This is a genomic window from Vibrio sp. Vb1127 (genome assembly GCF_033338735.1).
In the GTDB taxonomy this organism is placed as follows: domain Bacteria; phylum Pseudomonadota; class Gammaproteobacteria; order Enterobacterales; family Vibrionaceae; genus Vibrio; species Vibrio alginolyticus.
Genome location: NZ_JAWOTF010000006.1, coordinates 100294 through 125026, shown reverse-complemented (window position 1 = coordinate 125026; position 24733 = coordinate 100294). Strand labels below are relative to the sequence as shown.

The following is a 24733-nucleotide window of genomic DNA, read 5'->3' as shown; positions in this document are numbered from 1 at the left end:
CTATTTCAATTAATACACCTTAGGTTATCAGGACAAAAGTCATATTCAGCTCGTTTATAGGGAACTAGCGTCATAGAATGTCGGATATGGGATACAGCTCAAAGATTGCTCTCTTCAAAATCACGTCAGCTTTGATTGAATATAAGTAATGAAGCCAAAGAGTTTGTAATACTCACTAAGTCTTTGATTAACTTATATAGCACTCTGTGGAACCTCAACACAGAGACAAATGGTGTAAAGAAAAATTGTGATTACTTACAGCAAAAAATCAGCTATAAAAGCCGCTTTCTAGATATCGTCGAGATGAAGAAATGAATGATTGGATCCAATTAGAGCAAGTGAGCCAGTATTTCACTACGGGCTCCCTCGGTTACAAACTATTGATGGGCATTTTTGTCCTGATCGCGTATCGCATCCTGAAGAGGGTTGTAAATCGAGCCATCCTAAATTTGGCAACAACGAAAGGTGTAAAAAAGGCTCGTTTGAGTTTTATTCAGCGCTGTTTCAATGTCGCGCTGCTATTTTTGACCGCCTCTATTTTTGCCATTATCACAGGTATTGGCTATGGCGATGTGTCTTTGTTCCTATCGTCCATTTTTGCCGTATTAGGTGTGGCGTTTATCGCGCAGTGGTCAATTCTGAGCAACATCACTGCCAGCTTTTTGATCTTTTTTGTCTTCCCATACCGAGTGGGTGACCGAATTAAAGTCGTAGATAAAGATGAAGACATCTGCGGTGAGATTCAAGAAATCAGTATGTTTCACGTGTTAATTAAGCACGACAACGGAAACTTAATCACTTACCCAAACAACCAGATTTTGCAAAAAGCAGTGCTAAAGCTGGCGAAAAACAAGCCAGAGCCAAGTAAAGTAAAATCTCGGATTTATACTCGCAGAAAGAAATAACCCAAAGTTAATGGCGAAAAACAGTGAAGAGACAAAACGTATAAGCTGAAGGTCACCACTGTATTCTTTCATGATAAAAACATGACACATCGCCGAAACCAAAAGCGCCACTTTAACCAAAGGAAGCTTCTTATTTACGAACCTTAAATAAATACAAAAAATAGAGATGGTGCAAGCAAAGAAAAAATCGTCACTAGTTCCATCTTCCTTAAAATACAAGGACATGGTTTTAGTTAGGCTTATATTTTTAGCTTCATTATGAGCCACCCACTAATATTTAGCGAGATAAGGGCATAAAAGAGGTAAAAAACAAGACTGACCGAAACAAAAAGTAGTGCATGCACTTTTTCTTCTAAGCTCTCTGGATGAACATTCATATCCACATCAAACACCCCCGCTATAAAGTGTGCAAATACCGTGGAAGAGGCTGTAGAAAGGCCTCCTACCATAATGATAATAATCCCTCGCCTTAAGAAACGATGAAATGTACTTTTCCCGCCTTGGATCAGGTCTGAGTTTACATATTTTAATCTATTTTTCCGCCTATTAATCATCACTAGCATCAGTACCTTTATCATTGTTTCCAAGAGAGTTTTCTACATCTTTAAGATCTTCCTTTAACGCTTTTATACACGACATTCATCGTCGTTGCATTCACTGTAGTTATGCCGTCGACTTACCCTATAAGAAAGCTCTTTAGATGCCAATTCGTACTTTATCTATCTCAAATCTCTTCTTGACCTCAACTTAGATTGAGGTTTTAGCCTTAGTCGCACGATTAAAAATCAACAATGAAAAAAGGAACCATTGTGTCCAAAATTGCGATTATTTATTTCTCTAAAACCGACGTTACTGGTCAGCTTGCTCGCGCGATTGCCGCAGGCGTTGAACAACAAGGCATTAAGCAGCAAGATGAATGTGAAATCCTCTCTCACCGAATTGAAGGCAGTGAGATTATTGAGGGACGTTTTGTGAACCCTAAACTAATGGATGAACTTGCTGAGTGTGATGCGATTATCTTTGGCTCACCGACCTATATGGGCGGTGTAGCAGCGCAGTTTAAAGCATTTGCAGATGCAAGCAGTGAATCTTGGTATTACCAAAAATGGGCGAGCAAAATCGCGGCTGGCTTTACCAGTGGTGGGGCAATGAATGGCGACCAATCTTGCACATTACAATATCTACAAACGCTCGCTAACCAACACGGCATGATGTGGGTCGGGTTGGATAAGATCAGCAATTCTGGGGAGCAAAACCTGAATCGTTATGGTGTACAAGGTGGTATTGTTGCACAAGGTGGTGAAGGTGGTCAGTTGCATGCTTCTGATGTTGCAACAGCGGAGTATCTTGGCAAACGAGTCGCTATGCTCGTGAACAAGCTCTCCACTCGCTAACAATAAAAAGAAGCCCCGTAAGATACATCTTCGGGGCTTCATATTTATCGCTTGTTTTGAGCGCTACTTCTTGATGTAGAGGTCTTTCGAGTAGATACGACCTTCTACGTTGTTCTTGGCAAAACCGCCAACCGTAGGACGAACCAAACGCGCTTGCATGTAGTAGTAAATCGGTGCGATTGGCATATCCGCCGCCAACAATTGCTCGGCTTGATCATAGAAACCTTGGCGCGCTTTCTCATTGGTTGCGGCCAATGCACTGTTCATCGCGTTGTCGTACGCTTCACTGCTGTAACGTGCAAAGTTACCCGAGGAACCTGAGCGAAGTAAGCTCAGGAAAGTAGACGCTTCATTGTAATCACCACACCAGGAAGCGCGCATCACATCGAAATTGCCTTGTTTACGCGCCACTAAGTATGACTTCCACTCTTGGTTTTCTAACTCCACGTTTGCACCGAGATTTTTTTGTAGCATCGACGCTATCGCAACCGCGATCGATTTGTTTGCCTCACTGGTGTTGTACAACAATTTAAAATCGAGCGGCTTGTCTTGGCTGTAACCCGCTTCTTTTAACAACTGACGCGCTTTCTCGTCACGTTGTTGCTGACTCCACTTACTGTATTCAGGCGGCGTCGCATCAAACCCTGCGGTGTACTGATGCGCAAAAGTATAAGCAGGAAGGTTGCCCACTTGCGTGACACCATTCGTAATCACATCGCGCATGATGGAGTACGACACCGCTTGACGCACTCGCGCATCATCAAATGGCGGACGAGTGGTATTGAACGCGAAGTAATACGTGCACAGTAATGGCACCACCGTGTAAGCCTGCTTGTAATCTTGTTTAAGCTTCTGCGCCATATGAGTCGGCACATCGGACGTGATATCCAACTCTCCTGCCGCATAACGATTGATCGACGCGTTTTGGTTTTCAAACGGAATGTAAGTCACTCTGTTTAGATGCGTATCTGCGCTGTCCCAGTAACTTGGACTCTTAACCAGTTCAATGCGCTCATTCACGACCCACTTATCCAATGTGAATGCACCGTTGCTAACAAATTGGTCTGGATCGCTCCACGGCTTGTCGCGGTTTTCCACTGTCGCTTGATGCACTGGCATCATGGACGTGTGCCCAGTCATAGCAACAAAGTACGGCACTTGACTGTCCAACTCAAAACGTAGGGTGTATTTATCCACTGCCTTGATACCGAGATCGTCCAAAGGCTTTTTGCCCTCTGCTACATCGGTGATGTTTTTGATCTTGGTGAGTTTGAGATACCAAACATTTGGAGAAGCGGTTTTCGGATCTACCGCTCGGCGCAGTGAATAGACAAAATCATCCGCTGTCACAGGCTCGCCATTCGACCATTTCGCGTCTTTGCGCAAGTGAAAAGTAAAGGTTTGGTTGTCGTTGGTTTCCCATGATTCTGCCACACCGGGAATAATGTTTCCGTCACGATCTTGAATCACAAGCCCTTCAAATAAGTCACGAATCACATGCATTTCTGGCAGACCTTCGGCTTTCGCTGGGTCAAGCGTCGCCGCCTCTGCGTCATTCGCACGTACTAAATGCTGTTCTGTGGCAAGTTGAATGCCTTTAGGTAAGGTCTCCGCAGCAACTGATGTAGCAAGAAAAGGGGTGAATAAAGAGGAAATCAGCAACGCCGTTGAATGTTTTCTAAATTCCATATCGTTTTTCGTTCTCCTAACGCGTCTTGTGAAGCAAGTGCCACAATTAACATTTCAACCGTTGACGAGTTTAAACGGTTCAGTTTAGCTAGGTGTAATTAGCTTAGATATTGATACTACTTCATCAATCAGGAGATTACGGTGAGTCTAATTCCAAGAACGGAAAGAGCGGCATTTTTAATTCGGCCAACATCATACGGTCAATCCGTGCTTGGTGCGCCATTACTGTATTTTCCGGCTCAAGTCGAAAGTGCTTCGCGAGGTTTGATTTTGGCAGGCACTCACGGGGACGAGACGGCCTCGATTGCAGGTTTGTCCTGCGCGCTAAGAAGCTTGCCTGCTGAAAACTTACGACATGATGTGATTCTGTCAATGAATCCTGACGGCAACCAACTAGGCACACGCGCAAATGCAAACCAAGTGGATCTCAATCGCGCGTTTCCAACCCAAAATTGGACTGAGCATGGCACAGTGTATCGATGGAGCTCTCACACACCCGTTCGAGACGTACAGGTAAAAACTGGCACTAAAAACCAACTAGAGCCTGAAGTTAGCGCATTAATTAACTTGATTGAACTGCGCAAGCCAAAGTTTGTGGTGTCGTTTCATGAACCGCTTGCGTTTGTGGATGATCCCAAACATTCCGACCTTGCCAAATGGCTCGGCGAGCAGTTTCAGCTGCCAATCGTGGACGATGTCGACTACGAAACACCCGGCTCATTCGGCACTTGGTGTAGTGAACGTGATTTACCTTGCATCACGTTGGAGTTACCGGCAATTTCTGCCGATCTCACCATTGAAAAGCATCTATCCGCTTTTATTGCTTTACTGAGGCACGATCCGGATCTCTAGTCCGCTGTTAAACAAGCGATCATGTGAGGATCTGTTTGATGTCGGTACTGATATCGCTGATCAACTGACGGGCACTGTCGTCTCTTTGCTGAACCAAGATGATAAACAGCAAATCGGTGATCACGTTTTGCGCGGTACGCGAAGCAATGGATGAGCTGCGATGTTCCGTTTCATTGGCAATCGTATCAAACGTAATATCGGCAATACCGCGCAAGCGACTTCTTCCAGGCGCAGATAACGCAATCACCTTCGCGCCCTGCTCTTTTGCCGCTTCTGCCGCGACGAGAATTTCTTTGCGCTCACCCGAAAACGAGATTGCGATCTGAACATCTTCTGGAGAGAGCGTGCGGGCAACAGCAATCTGCACGTGGCTGTCTTGTTCAGAAAGCGCCGTAATACCAAGTTTAAGCAGTTTAAAGCTTAAATCCTTCGCGGTCAGTGCAGAGCCCCCAATCCCGACCACTTGCACTCGACGCGCTTCACTCAACCATTTCACCGCTTGGTGACACGCTTCGTAAGACAGCGTATTGGTGGTTTGAAACATAGCGTCGGTTTTCGCTTTCACCAGTTTCTGTGAAATAACCGCAATGGGGTCGTCAGCCAAAATATCACTGTGCAGCGGTGTCGATTGCATCGCATGCTTACGGCCAATCTCTTCATTCAGAGCTAACTTAAACTCGCTGTAACCTTTAAAGCCGATACGCTGAGTAAATTTCACAATGCTCGATTGACTCACTTTTACTTGCGCCGCAAGTTCTTGGCTGGTGAGCAGCGCCGCCTTTTCTGCGTTTTCAACAATCCAATCGCCAACCAAACGACCACTTTGCGAAAGCTGAGTACGCCTCGCGACTATCTTATTGATAACTGACACAACAAAAACCTCAAAAATTTTAAATAAATTATTCCAAATCAGAAATCATAGGCGTTTGATTTAACCCCCTGATTATTCTAACCAAGACAGTTAATCCCGGACGTAATAGACGTATATTTTCTCTCATTATTCCAAATTTCTCCTGCATAAAGAATAACCTCAAGTGTGATTTTTATCACCAAACCTGAATATTTTATTCCATAAAATCGCCCTCAGATTGAACATTACGAAGAGTGCAAAACATGAAAATTGATTTAAGCAGATTGGTGACAGAAAGCCGTAACCCAGCCAGTGCCGAGATCGATACGCTTTCGACCATCGAGATGCTGCAAGTCATTAATGAAGAGGATCAAAAAGTCCCGCTCGCGTTAAAAGCGGTGCTACCACAAATTGCAGAGACAGTTGACGCAATTACCCAAGCTTTTGCAAATGGTGGCCGTTTAATTTACATGGGAGCTGGTACGTCAGGTCGCTTAGGCATTCTTGATGCAAGCGAGTGTCCTCCTACCTACGGCACGCATCCAGATATGGTGATTGGCTTAATTGCTGGTGGACATCAAGCGATTTTAAAAGCGGTAGAAAACGCAGAAGACAACGCGAAAATGGGTCAAGACGACTTAAAAGCACTTCACCTCACCAAGCATGACGTGGTTGTAGGCATTGCAGCGAGTGGCCGTACACCTTATGTACTAGGTGGTTTGGAGTACGCTAAATCCATCGGAGCCACGACCGCATCTATCGCCTGTAATCCAGAATGTGCCATGGCAGAAGCGGCCGACATCGCGATTCTGCCGATAGTTGGCGCAGAGGTTGTCACTGGATCTTCTCGCATGAAAGCCGGCACCGCACAAAAACTGGTGCTAAACATGCTCACGACAGGCGCAATGATTCGTAGCGGTAAGGTATTTGGCAACTTAATGGTGGATGTAGAAGCCACTAACGCCAAGCTCATCCAACGCCAAACCAACATTGTTGTGGAAGCAACCGACGCATCAAAAGAAGAAGCAGAGCGAGCATTAAATGCCTGCGGTCGCCACTGCAAAACCGCCATCTTAATGATTTTGGCCGATTTGGATGCCGAACAAGCCAAATCACGCCTCGCCGCGCACAACGGCTTTATTCGCGCAGCACTAAATAATAACTAAATAATCCGAGTTCTGAAGGATAGACCCTATGGCAAAAATAACTTCAAACACAGTATCGCAGTTGCTGTCCGCAGTGGGTGGCAGTAGCAACGTAAGCAAATGTGGTAACTGTATGACGCGTTTGCGTTTATCGCTCGCCAACAATGGCTTGGCTGATCAATCAGTTATCAAGCAAATTCCCGGCGTAATGGGTGTGGTGGAAAGCGATGAGCAGTTTCAGATCATTCTCGGTCCCGGAAAAGCTCAACAAGCGGCTGAGATGATGAATCAATTGATCGACAGCTTAACCTCTGGTGACAGTGAAGAAGCAGATATGCCGCAACAAGATCTTTCTGCCGTCGCAGCCGAGCAGAAAAAACAGATGAAGAGTAAGCAAACCAGTGCGGTTCAGCGTTTTTTAAGCAAGTTTGCCACCATCTTTACGCCGTTGATCCCAGGCTTTATTGCCGCTGGTTTGTTGCTAGGTTTTGCGACGTTATTGGAACAGATGTTTGTTCTCGACCAGACACCAAGCCAGTTTATGTTGGATTTGATCGCCTACATGAAAGTCTTTGGTAAGGGTCTGTTTGCTTTCCTAAGTATTCTGATTGGTTACAACGCGCAGCAAGCATTTGGCGGCTCTGGTGTTAATGGTGCCATTCTCGCCTCTTTGTTTGTGCTGGGTTACAACCCAGAGGCGACATCCGGCATTTACTCTGGCATGAACGAGTTTTTCGGCTTTGCGATTGATCCGCGCGGCAACATTATCGGCGTACTTTTAGCAGCGATCATCGGTGCACAAGTCGAGCGTAAGGTTCGTCAATACATGCCAGATGATCTGGACATGATCTTAACGTCCGTTATCACTCTGTTGATCATGGGTGCGGTAACCTTCTTGATCATCATGCCAATCGGCGGCGAGCTGTTTAAAGGGATGTCTTGGTTGTTCCTCAACTTGAACGATAACCCATTAGGCGCTGCAATCTTGGCAGGTTTGTTCTTAATTTCTGTGGTATTTGGCATCCACCAGGGTTTTGTTCCAGTGTACTTCGCATTGATGGAAGCACAGGGCTTTAACTCACTATTCCCTATCCTGGCGATGGCAGGTGGCGGTCAGGTTGGCGCGTCAATGGCGCTGTATTTCAAAGCCAAAAAAGACGCTCTACTGCGCACTCAAGTTAAAGGCGCTATTATTCCGGGTCTTCTAGGCATTGGCGAACCATTGATTTACGGCGTGACATTACCACGTGTAAAACCATTCGTTACCGCTTGTATTGGTGGTGCTGCTGGCGGCTTCTTTATCGGTTTAGTTTCTTACCTTGGCTTACCAGTTGGTCTTAATACGGTGTTTGGCCCATCCGGTATCGTGGCGATTCCTCTCATGACATCTGAAAATGGCATCTTCCCGGGCATGATGGTGTTTGTTGCTGGCCTGCTTATCTCTTACATCGTCGGCTTCCTCGCGACTTACTTCTTTGGCTGCAAAGACGTCGATTTAAGCTAAATCATTCTTCCCCTATAGGAATGGACTAGCTCGCGTCCTTGGCAAACAAGGGCGCACCCTCTCTCTACTTCACGACAATTTTTCTTATTCCGTTACTCGGAAGGGGCTTTGTCGTACCTAAAACAATAGAAATGAAAGGTCGTTAATCATGAAAAAGCACATTTTGGCTCTACTTCTCCCTACATTGATGGCATCAAACGCAATGGCAGCGCAGCTGTATCAAGCGGAAGATGGGTCAGTTTTAAATATTTACTCTCGTCTTGGTTTCAATGTCACCAGTAAAAATGATGAGCATGGCGATGCAAATGGCGAGTTTGATGGCCGTATTGGTTTAAACGGTTCACAAACCATCAACGAGTACGCGTCGATCATCGGCCAAGCGCAATACCAAGTGGGTGCCGCTGAATACGCAAACCAAGTAAACGACAAACCGTCTCTGACCGCACGTTATGTATGGGCGGGTATTGATGCGAAAGATTATGGTCGCATTACTGGTGGTCGCGTGGCATCTGGGTTGATTATGTTTACCGACATTGGTGATGTGTTCGCCTCTTCCGATGTTTCTATGGCGCGCCAAGCGAATAAAGTCGACAAAACCGCAACGCAAGTTTTCCGTCAAGATGGCACGCTGCAATACCAAAACAGCCTAGGTAATGTCGATTTTTCTGTCGCGTACATTTTAGGAAACAACACTTCTGAGCTCGAATACGGTTACAACGCTGCACTGCGTTATACGCTAGACATGGGGAATTTGGGTACCTTGGCACCAGTGATAGCGATGCAGAAGAATAAAGGTGATGCACGTGAAAGCAACGACACCGATTACACATTCTGGGGTGCAGCTACGCGTTACTACCTAGGTGATTTGATGTTGGGTGCGTTGTACTCGGAAGATGAACTAGAGGGCTATTACTCACAAACCAGTACCGACAAAGTGATGGAACTAACGGCGGTTTACAGTGTAAATGACAAATGGGTAATGCGTGCTGGTTATCGTTCTTTAGAAAACAGTGATGGTGACGAGCTAGAGCTGAAAGATACAACGCTAGAAGTGCAATACAAACTGACGCCTCGTTCTTCTATCTACACAAACTACGTTGATCGTAACGGCTCGCGTGGCTACAGCAATGGACAAGAAGTCTCGTTTGGCGGTGCGCACGCAGACGAAAGCTACTACCACTTAGGTCTACGTTACGAGCTGTAAGCACGATACCTAATGTAAGTTAGCTGAATCCATGAGCTTCTTCTGTGTCCGGTCAGTAGTTATTGCCTTTAATGCTGATTTGAAGAAGCTCACCCTCGCAATATGTTTTCTTCGTTACCTGTTTTAACCAACACACCGGCATCAGGAAAGCTGGTGACAGTAGCTAACAATTTTCCATCGACAAAGTGCAATGCCGCATAATCGTGAATGCCATAACAAGTGATGCTCGGTTGAGAACGAGCAAAGGCTTGGAAAACCTCGAACTTCTCACCTACATGAGAAAAATGTGCCGCAGCCAAACCGTCAATAAATCCAAGACAACGCATAACTTGGTATGCTTCGGGATCACTGTCTGTCACCGCAAACTCAAACCAACAAATTGCACCTGCGCTCATGCCACAAATGATGATGCCTTGTTCATAACACTGCTTGAGTATTCTATCGATTCCCCATTCGCGCCAAATGGCCAACATCGAACGCGTATTACCGCCACCGACGTAAATGATGTCTTGTTCAAATAGCGTTTCTTTCCAACCAGCTTCAAACTTAAACAGCGGAAAATGGGTCACGTTTTCACTAAGCTTCGCATCGTAAAAACGTTCAATCACTTCATCGGCATCTCCCGTGGCTGTAGGTAGAAAACAAATGTTTGGATTCTCCTTACCAGACAAAGACAAAATGTATTGATCGAGCGGGCTCGGATTCTCTCCCATCATCCAGCCCCCACCGCCAATCGCAATACAGTGTTTTCGCATTCCTTTGCTTCCTCAATTGTTGCTAAGTTTGTTGTCGCTATTCTCCGACAGAATATATGTTCCTAAAGTGATCAATGAACGCTCGCGTTCTTCTTGGTAAGTGCTCACGTTTTGGGTAAAGCAGATAAAGCGGCAAAATCGCATCCGTTTGCCATTCTGGCAGCAAACTCACGAGTTGTTCTTTTTGTGCAGGGTCGAGTTTAGCCAGTGCAAATTCATCTAACATGGCTACACCACAGCCAGTCAAAGTAGCATCCAACATGGACTGGACAAGATTAAAACTCAGCGTACTTTCTAACTCAATGCTGCACTGCTGTTGAGTTTGCTTATGCGTAAACGTCCACTTGTCTAACACCAAGTCACGACTTTTATAAAGGATGTGCTCTAAGTCACCAAGCTCCTCTGGCGTACTTACCTTTGGTTTATCAGCTAAATACGAGCGATCAGCGATCGGTTTACAGTGTAAAGTGCGTAGCTGATGGCCGACGTATCCCTCTGGGGGAGTATCGGTAAAGTAGAATGCGATATCAAACCCAGCCTCAATCAAGTCGAGAGGTGTCTCTGTGAAGATCACTTCAACACTCACTTGTGGATGTTGCAATCGAAACTCGATCAATGTTTGGCTGAGTAACGCAGCTCCGAAAGAAGCGGACGCCGCTATTCTCAATTTTCCCGATACGATCTCGTTTACCATGACTTGCTCATTGATCTGCTCAGCGCCTTCGAGCAGTTGCTTTACCTGCTGATAAAACCGCAAACCATCGTAGGTCAAATTAAACTGGCGCGTAGTTCGCTGAATAAGCTGCACCGACAATATGTCTTCAAGCTGTTTAAGTTGCCGACTTACATGCGCATTCGAACAATTCAGTCGCTTTGCTGCACCAGCAATACTTCGTTCCTCACACAAAGCGACGTAAAGTGGTACGTAGCTGAGCCATTTTATTTCCATACAGTAATTCTGAATCTCTAAAATCAAACTACTGGAAATAATAGAAAGCCTCTAAACTCTGTACAACCTAAATTTGAAAGGATGAGTTATGAGTGTTTTCGACACGTGGTTAAAAGGTCAAGTCATTAAAGATCACATCACTAATCCCAATATCATCGTTGGCGATTACAGCTATTACTCGGGCTTCTATCATCAAAAAAGCTTCGAAGAGCAAGCGGTACGCTACTTGTTGGGTGACCCCGTCACACTTCAAGAATGGCAAAGTAGAGAACCCGATAGCATCGACAAATTAATCATTGGCAAGTTTTGTTCCATCGCTTCTGGAGCCACCTTCATGATGGCAGGAAACCAAGGTCATCGCATTGACTGGATTTCGACCTTCCCCTTCTCTCCTGAAGACTTTGGAGAAGGCGTACAAGACGGTTTCGAGCGTGCCGGAGATACAGTGGTGGGGAACGATGTTTGGATTGGCAGCGAGGCGATGATCATGCCCGGAGTAAACATCGGTGATGGAGCCGTCATCGGAGCACGCACCGTAGTGACGAAAGACGTGCAACCTTATTCGGTAGTGGTTGGAAACAACCAAGTCGTACGTCAACGATTCAGCGATAAAGAGATTGAAACTCTACTCAATATCCAATGGTGGAACTGGCCAATAGAACACATTAAACAAGCAATGAAAGTAATGTGTAGCAGCCAAGTCGGTGCGCTTGCGGACTACTATCAAGAGCACATTGTCGATTTGTAGATAAACAAAAGCCCACACATCTTGTTGCGACGTGTGGGCTCAGTGAGTAAGAAAGCTTAAACCGCAGCGACGTCCTCTTCTTCCAAGTTCGCCGAGACTTTAATTTCGTATTGATTGAAACGGAACGAACAACCGCCATGAGTGCGCTTTGTCGTTACCTGCTCGTCGCCAAACTGCACCGTCACGCGTGTGAAGACACGCTCTTTGGCTTCGACAATATTTTCTTCTAACGCGACTTCAAAGTCGTGTTCCGTTTGTTCTAGCTTTTGCTTTATCGCTTCAAGCTGCTCGTTGTTTTGTGTTTTCATCACAGCAATCTGAGCTTGTTCTTCGTCGGTACGTTCGGCTTTAGGACGTTTCTTAAATTCGAGCTCTTTACGAATCACATCCATCGTTCCTTCTTGAGCGTGTTTGTATTGATCTTTGAGCTCTGCTAATCGCTCCTTAAATGCAGAATAGCGTGCGAACGCTTCTACCTTAGTGGCGGTGTCGCCTTCTACGCCCAATTGTAAGCACACCACTTTGCCACCGACTTTTGCATCTCCGCCGCTGAGCGTGCCGTTCCTACCGTTCGCATCTAGCACCGTCAGATTGCGCCCACAAACAATATCGTTATTCATGCTGTGCACCGCCAACTCAATATCTTCGCCGGCTTGCAAATCACAATATTGGGCGTAGCTGGCACGAATCGAACCTTTGGCTTTGACGTGACAACTCTTTGGCTGGCCATCACTCACGGTGTGGCCAATGATCCCTTTACCAACTTGAATGTCGTCTTGCGCTTGTACGTCAGCCGATTCAATGAAGCCGCCTACAGTAATAGAGCCCGTCGCTTTAACAATCATGCCAGATTCAATGTTGCCACCGATAATCACATTCCCTTTGAATTTCACGTGGCCTGTATTCACGCCAACGCTATTGAGGCAGAGTGCGTTATCAACTTCGATGGTTTTGTCTTTAATCAGAGGCGTACCGGATACCGATGCAATCAATAGGTTTGGGTCGTGCTTGCTTATCTCGGTGCCCTTGCCTGGCTTCATTGGGCTATCTTTTCCGGCTTGTGGAGGAATCACTCGCCCTTGAACAGTAAAACCAGGCGTGCCTTTGGTCGCAGGCGTGCGGCGCATCACCTCATCGCCTACGTCAACCGCGATAGTTTCACCGAGGTTACGTAAATCAATTTTGTCGCTAGCAGATTGGCCGTCTTTGGGTTTGAGGATGCGTTTGGTGATGTCTTTAACAAGAGGAGTAAAAAGAGCGTCTTTGCCTTTGATAGGTTGCTTACCAACCGCTACAGGTTGAGAAAAAGTTTCGCCAGGTTTGAGCTGAGTGCTGACAACCAACACTTTCTTCAAAGCCAGTTTGTTGATGCCTTTCGAAACTCGCGCTTGAGCAAGAGCTTGAACAATCTCGGGGCCGCGTAAACCTCGGCCTCCATAAGCACCGACAACGTTCATGCTGGCGAGCATGTCATTATTCGACAATTCGACCTCAACTTGTGCGTTGCGTTTTTCTGCAATGACGATGCCTTCGTAAGCTTCAGCTTTACGTTCTTTGGCGCAGTTAATGAACCTAACGGCTTCCCCCTCTACAACAAACATCTTTTCGGCGTTCATTACGACGAGCTGCTCGTTTAATTCATTTTGATTTAGCTCACCACCGAGATCCACTTCACCCGGAAGACGGGCTATCACCTTGGTTTTATCTTCAGATAACTCAAGACACAGCTTCCACATACCCTTACCACTTTGCATCCCATCAACACTTTCAGTCTAACCAAATCCGTTTTCTGAACAAACCTCGCATTTCTTATTATAGGGCTCACGTCACTAAAGAAAGTAATCCATCAATAACGGTTAAACAGGATATTAAGAGAAAACTCGATTTAGCCTAAAGCTCAATCAAAATACACGCTGAAACAAAAAGGAGCTGGATTTACAGTGTAAAATCAGCTCCCAGTAATTTCATTTACAGTGTAAATTTCCCTTTATTGTTTACAGTGTAAATCGCTCCAAATATGTCTTACTTCGTCCCTTAACTGCTGCTCAACTTGCCTTCTTCCAGGTAAACCAAATTGCTGAGCACATTCAGTCCAACTACGGTTAAGAAAAAGCTTACTAATCATCAAGTCGGAAGCAGAGTTCAAACCTAAATTAAGTAACCACTGTTGAAGCCACACAGACACAGACTCATAACTGTTACCACCATCAGCATAACATTCAATTAGTAATAACTTAGCGGGATGAAGTGGACTCATTCCCAAAGGTTGCGGCAATAGAGCTCGAAAAATAGGGGCTTCTAATTTTGGATAGACGTCAGCCACATTGTTAGACAACATTTCTTCAAATAGCGCCTGAGATTGGTCGACCCAAGCCGTCTGTTGGGAATCACAAGGTTTGACCATCAAGACTGAATAACAACCGCTAGCAGCATCGCGCATTGACCCTAAGCGAATTGTACGGAAGTTCGATTGTCGCCAGAAATAGAGCAACTCTTCCGTCGCACCAAAACTCGTGGATAAGTAGGCAATGTGTTTAGCAGCCATTTGCTCAAGTTGCTGCAGAATTTTTTGACCAATGCCTTTGCCTTGCAATGCTGGATGAACCGCAATTCTCATGACTCGCAGCGTCGATAGATTCGCGACATTCGGGAATCCTAGGTGGTTTGCAATCGTAATTGGGGCTAAGTGTCCTTTAGGACGACGCTTACCAAGCTGGATTTCTTCAATCAATTCATCGTCAAGGCCCCCCTCTTCGACCGCTAATATCACCCCCACAACCGCATTATCTTGCTTAGCAAAATAGAGCTGACTGTTGTCGTCTTGCAAAAGGTGAATCAAATCATTCGGCGAGGTCTGATAATGAGCATTCACCAAAAGAGCGAAGCACTCACGCAGCAAACTAGGCTGCGATATCAAATTGTTCTTATCGGCTTTAGAAAGGGAAATTGAGTCGACCTGTTTAAGTTGATGGTGCGTTAACTCCGCATCCAACAAAAACGCGTCATAGAGCCATGATTCAAGCGCATCATTCATGCTCCAGCGGATGGGCTGTGTCATGTGCCATGTTTTCATTCCCGAACGCTGTTTCTGAAGCCAATCAACAAATTTAATCGTAAAGCCCCGGCCACAACCTTCATAACCATGAACAGTCGTAGAAAAAACGAGTCGATGATAATGTTCGGTAATGCTTTTGAGCATAGGAACTGGAATTGCAGCCGCTTCATCGACAAGTAACAAATCACATTCAGGTCGACTCAATAATAGTTCATCTGGAGCAATGAATTGAATGGATCCCTGCCCTGATTCTAATCTGTCCTTCCTAATACGCTGCGCATTAGGAAGTAGCCGCAAAGCATGCAGGTAAACAGGCTCAACGGCTTTTATAGATGGTGCCGTAATTAAGATTCTAAGTGGCTTCTGCTGTAATAAGCTCGCACACGCAATGCCGAGGGCACTTGTTTTTCCGCGCCCACGATCAGCGGTCAAAACTAACGGTCGCTTTCGATGTCCAGTTACCACCTTTTCAATTAGAGAAATGGCATGTTCTTGTTCCGTGTAGTGGCTTTCTTTTTCTGCTTGCTTGATGTCTGGAGCCGTTGGCAATGGTTTGTCTTGCTCAATAACAACGAGCTTCTCCCATTGTTTGTGCATCCATTGCTGAGCAAAATTCGCATTTTGTCGCAGCTCAGTAATGACAATAAGAAAACCGCCGCCAACCAATGAGCCAAGCGCGGCGGTAAAACTATTTGCATCAAAGCCATTTCGAGTATCAAACAATAGAACGTCACACTCTCTGCCTAGCAACATGTGCCCTTGTTTAGACGAAACGCTGGATACGTTTTTCAAACCAAAATCACCAACAGAAAACCAACGTTGATGGCGCTGCGTTTTATGGAACTCTGACATCAACGCATTTTGCCAAGAAGCCTCGCCTTGAATGACAACACCAATCCTTTGGAAAGATTGGTGAGCTTGATGTTGAAGTGATGAAAGGAAATCAGATTGTGTCTGCATTTTGTCTATCCAACGTTGAACTGACGTAATGGTATCACATCTTTAATTTGACGCTTCTCAGATATAAAAAAACCGCCCGGAGGCGGTTGATTCAATCATCATTTGTTATTGCAGTTTGGTTTGTACAAACGCAAGAATCTCTTCCATTAAGCTGTCGTCAACTTTCTTCAAGTTCAACGCCAGGCTGCTACCTTTTCGGCTATAGCTTGCTCGACCTTTTACTAAGTCGACTTTTTCCGTCTTCTTGCCAGGTTTTGCTGGTGCAAGTTCAGTAATCCAATTTTCGATGCTTTCCGTGACTTCTTTTGTCAGACGAGCAACGCCTTGAGCTGTGCTTCGCTGCCATAAAAACCCTTCGCTAGAGCGACATTTATCTAACAGCTCTTGCTGCTGCTCTGGCGTCAGCGTTGAAAACTGTTTGTGCAGTTTCACGATAGTTGGACGACCGAGATCGCCAACATTCGGATACGCTTGAAGCAGTTCTAACGGTAATGCTGCGGCTTTTAAAGCGCCACTTACCAACGCTTCACTGCACTGGAACATTTTTGCCAATGCTTTCTGATCTTCAGCTTCACCACTATCAAGCTTAGCCTGCATCTCTTTCCCTTTTTCATATAAAGAGAGCGGCTTGTGAGCATTTGCCACATCAGACAAAAACTTAGCATGGTCAGTATTAATGTTGTCAGCAACATAAACCAAAAAGTCTTGTTCAGCGAGGATACAAGACATGCGACGACGGCTACCATCTAAAACTTCAATCTTGCCATCTTCAGTTCTACGACCCACTGCTGGATATTGTTGGCCACGCTCTTTGAGTGTGACTAAAACATCAGATAAAGCATGTTCGTTTAAGAACGATTGCTCACGAGCGTTATCAACAAATACTGTTGTTTCTGTCGCAACTTTATTTGCAGGAATACGCACAAGTTCAAACTGAACAATATTTTCACCTGCAACTGCTAGTTCAATCGTTTGAGCTTTCTCTTTTGCCGCAGTTTGCGCCTCTTGCGGAGTCACAACACGACGCTTATTCGTTTTGCCAAATAATTTCGCGTTTAATTCAGACGTTTTCAAAGCCATTTACTTATTACCCCTGATTCAATGACGGCCAATTAGAGTGCAGCACACGCTCTAATTCCAGTGCGCTTTTATGAACAGCGTCTTGCGCGGTAGCTAGTGTCTTCTTACCGCCTTCAAAATCGCTTACTGTCAGATCAAATACTGTGCTGTAGGTATCGGCACAGGTTTCAAACGCACGGCTACGAGGAATAGTAGCCATCATAACTTGGTCACCTAGAAGATAGTTCATTTCAGTTAAAACAGAAACTTGCTTCTTATTGTCGTCCTCAAACATGGTTGGCATCAAGCGAACAAACTCAAGACCATTCCAGTCCTCCGGGAACATTTCATATACCGTAGGCAAATGCTGGAAGAAGTTTACTGTTGAAGCCCAATCCAGACGCTTAGCCGCACAAGGAATTAGCAAGGCATTTGATGCATACATAGCATTCCATACTAATGGGTCAACGTGTGGACCGGTATCAATCATAATGATATCGAAGTCATCAGCAATTTTATCAATCAGTTGCTCTTTCAGCAGACGGACGATATCGAGTGATGGGTCTTCAGATAGCGTTTGCCATGCTTCCGCATTAAACATCGCGTCTTCTGGAAACGCTGAAATCGACTTTAAGTTCGGATATTGCGTTGGCAGCAATACGTTTTTACGTAAAAATTCACTGTCAATTTCCACACCATCAGGCACGTTACCCAACATAATGTCTACCGCAGAATAGATATTATCATGCTCTGCCATGCTGATTTGCGGGTTGAGGAATAAACGTAGCGAGCCTTGTGGGTCTAAGTCGATTAAACAAATACGGTATCGTTTATCCAAATTTAGCGCTAAACATGCCGCTAAATGAACCGCGGTCATTGATTTACCTGTACCGCCCTTTTGGTTCTGCACATTAATAATCCAAGGTTTGTTACCTGAATTCTTTTTACGCTCATGAAATTTAGGCACTTCAGCCGCATCCATGAGCATGTGTGCTTCTTCTAACGTAATTGAATAATGATTCGCGTTGTTTTTAGTAAATTGATGCCCAGCGGCTTCCATTTTACCAATCGCGTCGTCGAGCTTGCGGCGAGTTAGACCAGAACGGGTTTCCATCATCGCTTTCGACATTGGTGGGAAGTAGTTATCGCTTCGCTCTTCTAAAACAATTTCAATACGGTCAGCTTGAACCTGCTGAGTCAGCTCCGCTAACTCAAGAAGGTTTTCAATCGTTTTTTCTCTTTTCATGCCAAATTCCGTTGGAAGGATTTATAATTGCAATTGTACAGCAGTAAAGACCAAAAACAACAAAAAGGTGCACGAACATTTTGAATTACCATCACATAAAAAAACACCCAAATCGACGCTTTTATGATTTATGGTCAAAAAGATAACTATTTTTAATCAAATAATCTTCTCATAAGTGGACACCTAAACTTAAAAATAAAAAGTGTTACAGCGTCACTCATTTACAATGTAAATCAATTTTCTACCGGAACGATTATAATCTTAAGCTAAATTACGGGTTATGTTAGACCAACCTAATTTAAACGATAAATAGTAAGTAATATCGGAACAATAAAGACCTGAACACCTTGATCATGTCTCCGAGCAAAATAGGGCAGTTCCAGCGAAACATCTATGGAAGTATGATCAAGGCATGCTTATGATCATGCTTCCGTGTTAATAAGCAAATCCGAAAGCATGATCATGGAAAAATAGAGCAGAGTACGGTGTAAACACGCAAATAAAATAAGATCCATTAATCGGAAATATGATCAAGCCTTAGAATCTCTCGGAAGCATGAGTTTTCTTCTCTGATTTACGGTTGAGTGCAGACAGAACGGGGGATTGAGCAGAAATTGACGTTATAGAAGCCGGAACAATGAAATTGCTCAAGTTGCTATGATAAATCACGCTCTCATGATCATGCTTCCTGTAAATAAGCAGAGACTAGGATTTACTTCTAAATATGAGCGACTTGAATGTATTTTAATCAGATGAGTGATATCTCATCAATATGGGCGCCAGAACGATAGATATATTGGCTCTTGATCATCGATCCGAGTATAAATAACATCACCAATGCACAATATAATCATCGTGAAGATCATTATTAAATACTGCATCTGTGGATAACCTGTAAAAACATCATGATCATCGTTTCAAGACTCTTTTGATCATCTTTTCATAACCTTAATGATCATGCTTACGAATAAATATGATCATGCTTTCAGGTTATTGTTGATCATACTTTCAGACTTCTTATGATCATAGTTCCGAAACACATGGAAATAATAGTCTTATAGAACAAAAGCTTAGCGAGAAACTTCAAGCCAGATCATTAGATCATATAATCAATTAAGATCAGATTAATCAAAAAGATCAGTTATTTAAAAACAATCTTTTTTCTTTATTTATGATCTGTTTTTCTTTATTCTTCGGAACCATAGCACAACTACGGCTAGTGTGATCTGGATCTAAAATGACGGCTGATGAAAAAATTCTGATTAAAGCACCGAGAAGCCACAAAGATGGCCATCTTTTTGAGGTACATGAATCCTCTGCGGATTGGGTAGAGCAGTACCAACATTTCAAAGGGGTGACCAAAAGCATCTTAGAGTTGCTTAATCTGATCTCATTACGAGGCTTCAGCAGCAAGGATGGTTTGGTTTCAACCACAGAGATTGTGGAAGCAACAGATGGGCAACTCACACGTGCAGCCCTGCAACAACGTTTGCGCGCGGCAGTAAATATTGGTTTATTTACTCAAACTCCAGTGCGTTTTGAAGAGGGACTTGCTGGTAAAACGATGCTACATAAATTTGTGAATCCCAATCAGCTTATATCTGTGTTGGGAGCAACAAGTCTCGTTACCGACAAAGTTCGTCAGAACGAAAAACAAAAACGTTCGAAAGCATTGGCTCAGACTCAAGTAAACAAACGTTTGTTGAATGAGCACGGGTTAAACACACCTCCCACGATGAAAGATGAAGCCGATCAATTTGTTGTATCTCCAACAAATTGGGCTGGGATCATTGACCAAGCACTTGCGCCACCAAGAACTCGAAAAAGTTATCAGAAATCCATGGTGTCGATCTCTGGCACTAAAGCCGTTATTGAGACGCGATCATCCAAAAATATCATGACTGTGGATGATCTCATGACCCTGTTCGCTCTCTTCACGTTAACGGTTCAGTATCATGATCATCACAAAGATCAGTATCAGCTTGATGCGGCTCACGTACCAAACAAAACGCCGCTATACATCACTGATATTTTGTCGCTCAGAGGCAAAAAAGACAGTGGCCCAGCTCGTGATTCCATTCGCGATAGCATTGATCGCATTGAATTCACTGATTTTCAGCTCCATGAACTTACGGGACGTTGGCTAAGTGAAAACATGCCAGAGGGCTTCAAAAGTGATCGTTTTCGTTTTCTTGCTCGAACCATCACGGCCTCTGAAGAGGCACCTGTGGAGGGAAGCGATGGTGAAATTCGTATCAAGCCAAACTTATATATTTTAGTTTGGGAACCTTCGTTTTATGAAGAGCTGTTAACGCGCGATTATTTCTTCTTGTTTCCGCCAGAGATCTTGAAACAACATACTTTGGTGTTTCAACTGTACTCTTTCTTCCGTAGTCGCATGGTTCGTCGTCACACGGATTGCATGCTACTGAGTGAGTTAAACCAGAAACTTGCACGTAACATTGAATGGCGACGTTTCTCCATGGATCTGATCCGAGAACTAAAGCGTTTGTCTGATGGAAAAGGGAATGATGATCTATTCGTCGTTAATTTGTGGGGTTATCACCTGACGATCGAAACCATGATCGAAAATGACAAAGTGATGGACTACCAGATCGACATCAAATGTGATGTCGAAGAGGTCTTACGTTATTCACGAGCGCGAACGACCAACGCAGGAAAGCGTAACATGGCGCCTACGCTGCCAAACCCACTTCGTAATGAGATGGTAACCCGACAACAGCTTGAGGAGCTCTCAGGCATCATAGACGGCGAATTTGAGCCCATTCAACGCAAAGCACCGTCTCCAAGAGGAAATTTAGGGCGACGCGTGAAGCAAAGAAAACATTTGGTAGAGATCAATGCTGATGAGATCACCATTACTCTATCTAAATATACCTCACCAGAGGCTCTAGAACGCAGTATAACGGCTTTGTCTGCGATGACAGGGCACTCGTACGCCTCAATCAAAGAAGAGTGCTCAGATTACATAGAGAAGCTCGATTGGCTAAGGGTAGGGGATGAGCCGATTCCTTATGAGACATTAAGTAAAACCGTCGAGCTGTTTAACACCCAGAACGATGTTAAGCATCTTACCATCGAGCGCTTGATTGCGGGGTTAGCGGTGCGTCGGAAAGTTTGTCGTCAAATCTTCGATGGTCACATGGATGAAATGGTATTTCGTGCCTTGGATGAAATGGCGATTTAAAAGTGTCGCTTGATGTGTATCAAGCTATAGGTGTGATGTATCGGTTTGAAATGTAACAATGTCTTTCGATGATAAAAAACAGACTTAACTCTTACAAACCACTGACATTAGAAGCCAAGCCTAATACTACTATTTATCCCGAATAGACAACCTTTTGTCCTTTCTGATGATTAATAGATTGGCTCATATTGTTACATTCATTCTGAATAGACTTCGCGAGTTTCTCCTCAGGAAACTCGCTTTTTTTTGCCTAAAATTCCGCTAATTAAGCCTTGATCATTTTTCCGGACTAATGAGGTAAACCTTGATCATGCTTCTTGGGTTCATTCCAATGTAATGAACGCATCAACGCAACATGTGATTCGATTAAGCTATGGGCTTGTTCCTGCCACTTGTTTTGATCACACTGCTGATTACAAAACTCTAACGCCACAACGGTGAGATGCTGAAGTCGTCTCAAACACCAATCTTTGATCAGAATATCAGTCGAGACTTGGCATGCTGCTTGTTCAAGCTTTGCACTCGTATAAAGCAAGGTTTGATATGCTTTCTGAGGGTCTTGGTAGCTTGCATGTTGAAACACGCGTAAACATCCATCCAACCAGCAAGCAATCGCTTTACTTTGAAGATCACTCAATTCGGGTCCAAACACGTCATCAGGCACCTGATATAAGATCGTTTCCAATTTTTCTACTTGATCATGTTTCCGCTGTTCGTACCACATGGCGATTTGATCTTGCCAAGTACTCAAATCCATTACGCTGCCTCAGTCCATTGTTTTACATAGTGATTTGGCCCTATTTGATCAAATTCGTCGACAATTATGCTGCTACGTTGACGAATTTCATCGGCATCTATCGAATAGTTTGGCTCATTTTTCACTAAGTTACCAAAAGGTAAGTCAGGATCAGGAACGGCAGAAATCAACAGCTTAGTATAAGGATGCTGCGGATTCTTAAGTATTGAATGAGTGTCGCCCCATTCAACGATTTGCCCTTTGTACATTACTGCGGTTTCTTCCGCGATGTAGTGCGCAGTCGCCAGATCATGTGTGATGTATAAAAAACCAATTCCCAGTTCTTGCTTCATTCGTTGCATTAAATTCAACACTCCCAAGCGAATAGAAACATCCAGCATAGACGTAGGCTCATCCGCAAGAATGATTTGCGAACCTACCGCTAAAGCCCTTGCTAAGTTTACTCGCTGACGTTGCCCACCACTGAGTTCGTGAGGGAACTTATTCAATGTCTCTTCAGGTAGTTCCACCAGCTTTAGAAGCTCTTCCAAGCGGGCTGGGATGTCGCGCTCGTTTTTGACTTGTTTATGAATTTTTAAAGGACGTGTTAGGTGATGGCGAATGGTATGAGTTGGATTGAGAGAGCCAAACGGATCTTGAAACACCATTTGTACTTTACTGCGATATTCTTGTAGAGCCGATCGTGACGTGATCTCATTTATGTCAGTGCCATTGAAAAGGATCTCGCCTTCCGTTGCAGGATAGACTTTGGTTATTAAACGAGCGCAAGTACTCTTACCGCAGCCTGACTCTCCAACCAAAGCCAAGGTTTTTCCTGCGTACAGATCAAAAGTCACTCCTTTAAGCGCACGAAAGGTTTCCTCTTTCGCTAAACCACCGCCTACTTTGAATTCTTTAATCACATTTTTCATTTGGATGATAGGCTGGCTCATGGTTACGCTCCTTGTAACTCTGGTTGTTTGTGGACGTCATGGATGTTTGGGAAAGAAGCCCAAAGCTTTTGCGTGTAGGGGTGTTGAGGATGATTGCGTATATAGTATGCTCGATTGACTTCGACGATTTCTCCGTGACGCATGATTGCAATTCGATCACATAGTTGGCTCATGAGTGCCAGGTCATGAGTGATAAAGAGGACTGAAAAACCGAACTCATCTCTAAGCTGATAAATTTGCTGTAAAATTTCTCTCTGTACCACTACATCTAATGCTGTTGTGGGTTCATCCATAATGATCAGTTTTGGATTTAGAGACAAAGCAATGGCTATCACCAACCGCTGACGCATTCCTCCTGAAAATTGATGAGGATATTCTGCTAAGCGTTCTCGAGGAATATTGACCAAGTCCAACAACTTTTCTGCTCTATCTTTTGCTTGAGCGTTAGTGAGGCCTTGATGGTGTCGTAACACATCTGCAAATTGCTCTTGTATCGTTAAGACAGGGTTGAGTGAGTTCATCGCGCTCTGGAACACCATGGCGATTTCACTCCACCTTAGAGCGGTCAGTTCAGAGTCTGAGATACTAAGGATATCTTTGCCATCAAACCATATTTTACCGCCAGAAATGAACGCTGGCGGCTTATGAAGACGATTTATTGAGAATGCGATTGTGCTTTTACCACATCCAGATTCACCGGCAAGACCAAATACTTCGCCTTTGCCGATATCAAAGCTGACGGACTTTACCGCATTAAAATCACCATTATCAGTGATGTAATCGACGCACAAATCTCGGATCTGGATGACCGGGTCATTGTGGTATGCATGACTTAAGTTAATACCATCCATATAAACACCTTATCAATCTAAAAGATAATTATTATCATTATCAGGTGTGGCGGTTTTTAGAAAGTATCAAGCTATGAATCAGTGAAGTGACTCGAAAGTTAGGTTAAACAGGAAGTGGTGTAATGCGTCGTTGATAAAACTAAAGAAGAGCAGAATTGAGAGCTAGATCAGCACACTTTTCGTAGGGGGAATTACTCAAATTTAATCGTAAATTTGTCCCTTGGCAAAACTTAAATGATGAATCTATTAAGGAGTTAACGAAAGGGCGGGAGGGGTCACATTTCCCTACAGTTTTTCTTACCACCTTGTTCCGGTTTTGCTATAGATTACGCATCGAAAACATGGTGTGTTCGGAGGAAATATGTCCATTAATTCTATCGACCATGACGAGATGACCAACATCGCTCACAAATGGGAATTACCTGATGAGGAAACCGTTGTGAAGCCAGAGAAAACAGTGAAATCAGCAGAAGCCAGAAGACGCATTGAAGCGTTACGTGAGATCCGTGAAAGTGGGTTGACCATTGAAGAAGCAAGGGAGCTTGGCTTGATACACTGATCGCCTCAGGTTGGTTTAGCAACCCATAGGGTAGTCGACGGACTGCCCTTTTTATTTTTTCACTCTATTACTCTCTTATTCAAAACCTCCATTTACCTGTCTTGCGCCTCA

Annotated in this window: 21 protein-coding genes; 9 read left to right on the top strand and 12 right to left on the bottom strand. The window is 44.3% G+C overall.

Annotated features, from left to right (window positions below):
• The first annotated feature begins 311 nt into the window (after positions 1 to 311).
• Positions 312 to 905, top strand: coding sequence for a mechanosensitive ion channel family protein (locus R7H07_RS10880; protein WP_065275558.1), 594 nt, complete (start codon positions 312 to 314; stop codon positions 903 to 905).
• Between the two features lie 239 nt (positions 906 to 1144).
• Here the strand turns inward: R7H07_RS10880 and R7H07_RS10875 are convergent, their stop codons facing one another.
• The gene (locus R7H07_RS10875; protein ID WP_031780834.1) at positions 1145 to 1483 is read right to left on the bottom strand and encodes a hypothetical protein; all 339 of its coding nucleotides are present in this window, start codon (positions 1481 to 1483) and stop codon (positions 1145 to 1147) included.
• 231 nt (positions 1484 to 1714) lie between these two features.
• Between R7H07_RS10875 and R7H07_RS10870 the strand changes: the two genes are divergently transcribed.
• Positions 1715 to 2299 (top strand): flavodoxin family protein, encoded by a 585-nt coding sequence (locus R7H07_RS10870; RefSeq protein ID WP_017821885.1) that lies wholly within the window; start codon positions 1715 to 1717, stop codon positions 2297 to 2299.
• 63 nt (positions 2300 to 2362) lie between these two features.
• Here R7H07_RS10870 and R7H07_RS10865 read toward each other — a convergent pair whose 3' ends face one another.
• Positions 2363 to 3988, bottom strand: a complete 1626-nt coding sequence (locus R7H07_RS10865; RefSeq protein WP_170897393.1) for an ABC transporter substrate-binding protein — start codon at positions 3986 to 3988, stop codon at positions 2363 to 2365.
• A gap of 141 nt (positions 3989 to 4129) precedes the next feature.
• Between R7H07_RS10865 and mpaA the strand changes: the two genes are divergently transcribed.
• Positions 4130 to 4840, top strand: coding sequence for a murein tripeptide amidase MpaA (gene mpaA, locus R7H07_RS10860; RefSeq protein ID WP_005383577.1), 711 nt, complete (start codon positions 4130 to 4132; stop codon positions 4838 to 4840).
• A gap of 19 nt (positions 4841 to 4859) precedes the next feature.
• On the opposite strand, the gene R7H07_RS10855 is transcribed toward mpaA, so the two are convergent.
• On the bottom strand, positions 4860 to 5711 hold the full coding sequence (locus tag R7H07_RS10855) for a MurR/RpiR family transcriptional regulator (RefSeq protein ID WP_033907250.1): 852 nt from the start codon (positions 5709 to 5711) through the stop codon (positions 4860 to 4862).
• Between the two features lie 242 nt (positions 5712 to 5953).
• Between R7H07_RS10855 and murQ the strand changes: the two genes are divergently transcribed.
• From murQ to R7H07_RS10840, 3 genes are all read left to right on the top strand, one after another.
• Positions 5954 to 6856, top strand: a complete 903-nt coding sequence (gene murQ / locus R7H07_RS10850; RefSeq protein ID WP_054700647.1) for an N-acetylmuramic acid 6-phosphate etherase — start codon at positions 5954 to 5956, stop codon at positions 6854 to 6856.
• 28 nt (positions 6857 to 6884) lie between these two features.
• A complete protein-coding gene (murP, locus tag R7H07_RS10845; protein WP_025500819.1) occupies positions 6885 to 8339 on the top strand; it encodes a PTS N-acetylmuramic acid transporter subunit IIBC in 1455 nt (484 codons plus the stop codon).
• A 148-nt stretch (positions 8340 to 8487) separates the two neighbouring features.
• Positions 8488 to 9543 carry a porin gene (locus R7H07_RS10840; protein ID WP_206959526.1) on the top strand — a complete coding sequence of 352 codons (1056 nt, stop codon included), beginning with the start codon at positions 8488 to 8490 and terminating at the stop codon, positions 9541 to 9543.
• 89 nt (positions 9544 to 9632) lie between these two features.
• Here R7H07_RS10840 and R7H07_RS10835 read toward each other — a convergent pair whose 3' ends face one another.
• Both R7H07_RS10835 and R7H07_RS10830 read right to left on the bottom strand, forming a co-directional pair.
• The gene (locus R7H07_RS10835) at positions 9633 to 10298 is read right to left on the bottom strand and encodes a peptidase E (protein ID WP_054575283.1); all 666 of its coding nucleotides are present in this window, start codon (positions 10296 to 10298) and stop codon (positions 9633 to 9635) included.
• A gap of 37 nt (positions 10299 to 10335) precedes the next feature.
• A complete protein-coding gene (locus R7H07_RS10830; RefSeq protein WP_206959527.1) occupies positions 10336 to 11247 on the bottom strand; it encodes a LysR family transcriptional regulator in 912 nt (303 codons plus the stop codon).
• 88 nt (positions 11248 to 11335) lie between these two features.
• Here R7H07_RS10830 and catC point away from each other — a divergent pair, with 88 nt between their 5' ends.
• Positions 11336 to 11995 (top strand): type C chloramphenicol O-acetyltransferase, encoded by a 660-nt coding sequence (gene catC / locus R7H07_RS10825; protein WP_005383592.1) that lies wholly within the window; start codon positions 11336 to 11338, stop codon positions 11993 to 11995.
• A 56-nt stretch (positions 11996 to 12051) separates the two neighbouring features.
• On the opposite strand, the gene R7H07_RS10820 is transcribed toward catC, so the two are convergent.
• From R7H07_RS10820 to R7H07_RS10805, 4 genes are all read right to left on the bottom strand, one after another.
• Complete coding sequence (locus R7H07_RS10820; RefSeq protein ID WP_206959563.1) at positions 12052 to 13731, bottom strand: DUF342 domain-containing protein; 1680 nt, start codon at positions 13729 to 13731, stop codon at positions 12052 to 12054.
• Between the two features lie 251 nt (positions 13732 to 13982).
• Positions 13983 to 16010 carry a tRNA(Met) cytidine acetyltransferase TmcA gene (locus tag R7H07_RS10815; protein WP_206959528.1) on the bottom strand — a complete coding sequence of 676 codons (2028 nt, stop codon included), beginning with the start codon at positions 16008 to 16010 and terminating at the stop codon, positions 13983 to 13985.
• A 105-nt stretch (positions 16011 to 16115) separates the two neighbouring features.
• Positions 16116 to 17090 (bottom strand): ParB/RepB/Spo0J family partition protein, encoded by a 975-nt coding sequence (locus R7H07_RS10810; protein WP_005374504.1) that lies wholly within the window; start codon positions 17088 to 17090, stop codon positions 16116 to 16118.
• A gap of 7 nt (positions 17091 to 17097) precedes the next feature.
• Positions 17098 to 18315 (bottom strand): AAA family ATPase, encoded by a 1218-nt coding sequence (locus R7H07_RS10805; protein WP_005374503.1) that lies wholly within the window; start codon positions 18313 to 18315, stop codon positions 17098 to 17100.
• A gap of 1237 nt (positions 18316 to 19552) precedes the next feature.
• On the opposite strand from R7H07_RS10805, the gene R7H07_RS10800 reads away from it, so the two are divergent.
• Complete coding sequence (locus tag R7H07_RS10800) at positions 19553 to 21523, top strand: replication initiator protein RctB domain-containing protein (protein WP_017635223.1); 1971 nt, start codon at positions 19553 to 19555, stop codon at positions 21521 to 21523.
• 289 nt (positions 21524 to 21812) lie between these two features.
• On the opposite strand, the gene R7H07_RS10795 is transcribed toward R7H07_RS10800, so the two are convergent.
• From R7H07_RS10795 to R7H07_RS10785, 3 genes are read right to left on the bottom strand one after another with little or no spacing between them, the layout of a single operon-like run.
• Positions 21813 to 22280: a hypothetical protein gene (locus R7H07_RS10795; protein ID WP_047102478.1), complete on the bottom strand. Its 468-nt coding sequence runs from the start codon at positions 22278 to 22280 to the stop codon at positions 21813 to 21815.
• A complete protein-coding gene (locus R7H07_RS10790) occupies positions 22280 to 23212 on the bottom strand; it encodes an ATP-binding cassette domain-containing protein (protein ID WP_065275568.1) in 933 nt (310 codons plus the stop codon). Before R7H07_RS10790 ends, R7H07_RS10795 begins: the two co-directional genes overlap by 1 nt.
• Positions 23213 to 23214: 2 nt before the next feature.
• Positions 23215 to 24063: an ABC transporter ATP-binding protein gene (locus R7H07_RS10785; protein WP_065275569.1), complete on the bottom strand. Its 849-nt coding sequence runs from the start codon at positions 24061 to 24063 to the stop codon at positions 23215 to 23217.
• A 361-nt stretch (positions 24064 to 24424) separates the two neighbouring features.
• Between R7H07_RS10785 and R7H07_RS10780 the strand changes: the two genes are divergently transcribed.
• Positions 24425 to 24622: a PA3496 family putative envelope integrity protein gene (locus R7H07_RS10780; RefSeq protein WP_005374493.1), complete on the top strand. Its 198-nt coding sequence runs from the start codon at positions 24425 to 24427 to the stop codon at positions 24620 to 24622.
• Positions 24623 to 24733: the final 111 nt, after the last annotated feature.